General features: G+C 64.9%; 4 protein-coding genes. All 4 read right to left on the bottom strand.

Annotation, left to right across the window (positions count from 1 at the left end):
• Positions 1 to 181: 181 nt before the first annotated feature.
• From Q1V60_RS10135 to Q1V60_RS10120, 4 genes are read right to left on the bottom strand one after another with little or no spacing between them, the layout of a single operon-like run.
• Positions 182 to 1,144 (bottom strand): TonB family protein, encoded by a 963-nt coding sequence (locus tag Q1V60_RS10135; protein ID WP_300629900.1) that lies wholly within the window; start codon positions 1,142 to 1,144, stop codon positions 182 to 184.
• Complete coding sequence (tolR, locus tag Q1V60_RS10130) at positions 1,141 to 1,587, bottom strand: protein TolR (protein ID WP_300629898.1); 447 nt, start codon at positions 1,585 to 1,587, stop codon at positions 1,141 to 1,143. The genes Q1V60_RS10135 and tolR overlap by 4 nt, the downstream gene beginning before the upstream one ends.
• 14 nt (positions 1,588 to 1,601) lie before the next feature.
• Entirely contained in the window at positions 1,602 to 2,294 is a 693-nt protein-coding gene (gene tolQ / locus Q1V60_RS10125; RefSeq protein ID WP_300629896.1) for a protein TolQ, read from the bottom strand.
• Positions 2,295 to 2,341: 47 nt separating this feature from the next.
• Entirely contained in the window at positions 2,342 to 4,201 is a 1,860-nt protein-coding gene (locus tag Q1V60_RS10120) for a phytase (protein ID WP_300629894.1), read from the bottom strand.
• Positions 4,202 to 4,383: the final 182 nt, after the last annotated feature.

The following is a 4,383-nucleotide window of genomic DNA, read 5'->3' as shown; positions in this document are numbered from 1 at the left end:
GGAGCGCTTTACCGTGGCGAGGGAGCTTGCTCCCGCTGGGCCGCGAAGCGACCCCAGAAAATGGGACTGCTGCGCAGTCCAGCGGGAGCAAGCTCCCTCGCCACGGTAAAGCGCTCCTCCTTAACTGACTGGCATTAGGGCAAGCCCGCGCCCACAGGGTGGGTCGCGCGGGCGGGAGATGTCATTTTATGCGGTAGTGGAAGGTATTGCGCACCGCCGGTACGGCGACGGGCTTGCCGTCGACGACCCTTGGCTGATAACGAAAGGTATTCGCCGCCGCCAGTGAAGGCCGCATAAATAACGGGTGACAGCCGTCCAGCACCTTGGGGTTTTCTACGCGGCCCTGGGTATTGACGGTGTACTCCACCGAACAGTCGCCTTCGATATTTTTGTCCAGCGCGCGTTCCGGGTAGTCCGGGGCTGCCTTGCTCAGGGGTTGGTATTGGCGGCTGTCGAAGGCCGGAGTGGGTGCGGGCACGGCGGCCTGGGCTTTTTCAGCAGCCACGCGTTGCTGGTTCAGGCGCTGCTGCTCCAGCTCCCGAGTGCGCTGCTCGCTGGCCAAGCGCTGCTGCTCCAGTTCCCGATTGCGCTGCTCGCTGGCCAGGCGCTGCTGCTCCAGCTCCCGATTGCGCTGCTCGCTGGTCAGGCCCTGCTGCTCCAGTTCCCGATTGCGCTGCTCGCTGGCCAAGCGCTGCTGCTCCAGCTCCCGATTGCGCTGCTCGCTGGTCAGGCGCTGCTGCTCCAGCTCTCGAGTGCGCTGCTCGCTGGCCAGGCGCTGCTGTTCAACTTTTCTTTCTTCAACCCGCTTGCGCGCCAGGGCGGCTTTCTCGAGTTTTTGCGCCTGGGCCTGCGGGTCGATCGTTGGTTTGGCAGGTACAGGGACGGCAACCGGATCAGGCAACGCGGGCGCCACCGGTGTTACAGGTTCAGGCGCCGCTGCTGGCGTCGGCATCATGACCAGTTGGGTGTGCATTACCCTTGGCACCTCGACCTGCGGTTTCTCCGGCGACCAGCCCAGCATCAGTGCCGCCACAACCCCCACATGCAGCGCCACGGCCAGGCTTGCCGCCAGGCTGTTGCGCCACATTCCGTCACTGCCCGGCGCCTGCGCCCGCGTGGGGCCGTGCATGATCATCGCCGTCATTGGGGGGCCTCGGTCACCAGCCCCAGGTTGCTCACACCGCCCTTCTGCAACACCGCCATGGCCGCCACTACGCGGCCGTACCCCGCGTTGTCGTCAGCGCGGATATACACCTGGGTGTCGCTGCGCGCCGCCACTGCCTGCATGACCTTGGCGCCCATTTCTTCCAGGCTCACGGCGCTGTCGGTCTGGTGCCGGGTGTCGAGTTCGCCGCCCAGGTTCCAGTAGTAGCCGCCGTCCGCTTTCACCGACAGCGTGAGGATCTGCTGGCGAGTGTCGGTGGCCAGCGCCTCGGCGGCCACCTTGGGCAGTTCGATCTTCACGCCCTGGGTGAGCATGGGTGCGGTGACCATGAAGATCACCAGCAGCACCAGCATCACGTCGATGTAGGGCACCACGTTCATCTCGGCCTTGGGCCCGTGTTTGCGTTGCGGCCTGATCAACATCGGTTTGCTCCTTTTCAGGCGGCCACGGCCAGGTTGATCGAGGTACTGCGCAGGGCACGGTGCAGGCGCACTTGCAGTTCGTTGCCGAAGGCGTAGTAACGGGTGAGCAGGGTCTGGCTGCGTGCGGCAAAGCGGTTATAGGCGATCACGGCCGGGATCGCCGCAAACAGGCCAATGGCGGTGGCAATCAAGGCTTCGGCGATACCCGGCGCCACCGTGGACAATGTGGCTTGTTGCACCTGGGACAGGCCCAGGAACGAATTCATGATCCCCCACACGGTGCCGAACAGGCCGATATAGGGGCTGACCGAACCCACCGTCGCAAGAAACTGCAGGCCCTTTTCCAGCTCCAGTTCCTGCTCGGTGATCGCCACCTGCAATGCACGTTCCACGCCTTCAAGCACGGCAGGGTCATGCGTGTGCAGGTGCTGGTATTCCTGCATACCGGCGATAAAGATCGGCGTCACGCCGCCCTCGCCCGCCTGCACGGCCTCGCGGTACAGGGGCTGCAAGTCCGACGCGGCACGAAAGCGCGCCATGAAGTCGTGCAACTGCCGCTCCAGGCGCCGCAGCACACCGCCACGCCGGATGATCAGGTACCAACTGAGCAGAGACGCCAGCAGCAAGGTAACCATCACCGCCTTGACCAACAGGCTGGCGTCGCTGATCAAGCCCCAGATCGTCATGTGTTCCATCGTCGCGTGCATGGTGAAGCTCCTATTCGATTAAAAACGGATGACTGCTTGATGACAGCTCAAGGCAATTTCAGCGCGCGGGTCACCTCGGCCCAGGGCACGAACTTGAAGTTCTGGGCTTGCTCGGGCATGCGCTTGCGCCCGTCCTGCACCACCAGCATGCCTTGGCCCCACGGCCCACCCAGGTTGACGGCGGTGGCCTCCAGGCCATCGGTTTCCGAGGCGCCATCGATGCCGGCGGCGGCGTTCAAGCCGACGCGAAAGGCACCGTGCACGGCGAACGGCGGTTCGGCGTCCAGCACCAGGTAGCTGTCATTGCCCTGGCTTGAGATCACCAGGTAATCCCGTGCCTGGCTCTGGTACAACGCCAGGCCCTCGACATCGGCATGCAATTGCGCGCCGACCTTGATCACGCTGGTCAGCGTGGCCGGTTGGTCGGCGCGGGCGTCCACCGCCCACACGCCGACGTCTTCCTCGCCGAGAAACAAGCGCTGGCGTTGATCGTCGGCCACGCAACCTTCCGGCTGGCTCTCGACCTTGAACTGGCGCACCAACTCGCCCTGCACACGCCCGGCCGGCGCGCTGAGGCGGTATTGCAGGAAGGTGCCGTCCTTGTCGTTGGCGATCGCATAAATCTCCCCGCTTGCGGGCTGGAACAGGCAGATGCCGTAAATCTCCTTGAGCGGCGTCGGCACTTCGCCGGCTTCGTGCAATTCGCCAGTCCGGCGGTCGATGCTGAACAGGCTCAGGCTGTTGTGATCGCGATTGCTGGCGACGGCGAGGTCGACGGTCTGCGCGCCCAGCTTGAAATTAGGGCGCACGTCGACGTTGTTCAGGCGCCCCACCGCCAGTTCCTGCAACAGCTTGCCGTCGAGGTCATAGGCCAGCAGGCCCTGTTTTTTATTGGTGCCCAGCACACGGCTTTTCGCGGGGGTATGGGGGTGAATCCAGATGGCCGGGTCATCCGCCGCATCGCCCTGGCGCGCCACCGGGTCGGTCTGGCGCAATGCGGTGACCTGCGGCAACACCGGCGCAACCGGCACCGGCATGGCCTGCCAATCGAGCTGGCCCTGATACAGCTGGCCGCTGTCGTCATCGCGCACCAACACCTGCCGGCCGTTGATCGCCAGTTGCTCGGGCTCTATGAGGCCCGGCAAGGTCAGGCTTGCGTGCTCGGCCCAACGCTCGCCGGCTTGCTGGAACAAATGCAATTGCGCGGCTTCCGGGTCCAGCGCCAGCACCCCACCCGGCACCAGCGCCATGGCGCCGGCTTCGCGTTTGGGGTTATCGAACAACGCCACAGGCGTGCGCTTCACCTCGGCTTCCGGGTGCGCCGGGTAGGCCCACCAGCCGACGTTTTCCTCGTTCACCACCAAGCGCTCGGCCGCATCATCCACCTGGCAGAACTGCGCCGAAGGCGGCAGCGGCAGGCCGCGTACGCGCTGCGCCCGGGCCAGCGGCGTCGACCCATTGCCCACCAGCCATTGCTCGCCCTTGCCTTCTTCGCCCACCAGAAATACGAACAGGTTGGCCGCCGAATCGCGGTACAGGCACAGGCCGCTCACCGCAAAGTCGCGGGTTGGCAGATACAGCGGCGTACCCCAGGTTCGGCCGGCGGCATCAAGCCCGATCAACATCGCCTGCTGGCGCTCGTTGTCGAGGCTGGCGACCAGCGATTGAGTGCCGGCGGCGCGGGTGTCGAGGCTGCTGAAACTGCCCTTGAATCGGGCCAGCTCGACGCCTTTTTCGTCAAGCAGCAGCAGACCGTCGCGGGTACTGGCGGCCAGGCGCTCGGTGCGATCAGGCAGGAAAGCCACGGCCTGGGCATTCAGGCCCGGCGCCCAAGGCGTAAGCGCCAGGTCGGCGGCGAACACCTGGCCGGACACGGCCATCAACAGCAACAGCTTGGAAATTCTCATGGACACACAAATCCCCTTGAAAGCACTGAATAACTAATGTGGGAGCGGGCTTGCCCTAATGCCAGTCAGTTAAGACAGAACCGGTCCCTGTGGCGAGGGAGCTTGCTCCCGCTGGACTGCGTAGCAGTCCCATTTTTGGGGCCGCTTCGCGCCCCAACGGGAGCAAGCTCCCTCGCCACAGG

It is taken from the genome of Pseudomonas sp., from assembly GCF_030147005.1.
GTDB lineage: Bacteria > Pseudomonadota > Gammaproteobacteria > Pseudomonadales > Pseudomonadaceae > Aquipseudomonas.
Note: the sequence above shows the minus strand (reverse complement) of the source record. Positions and strands in the feature narration are given on the sequence as shown.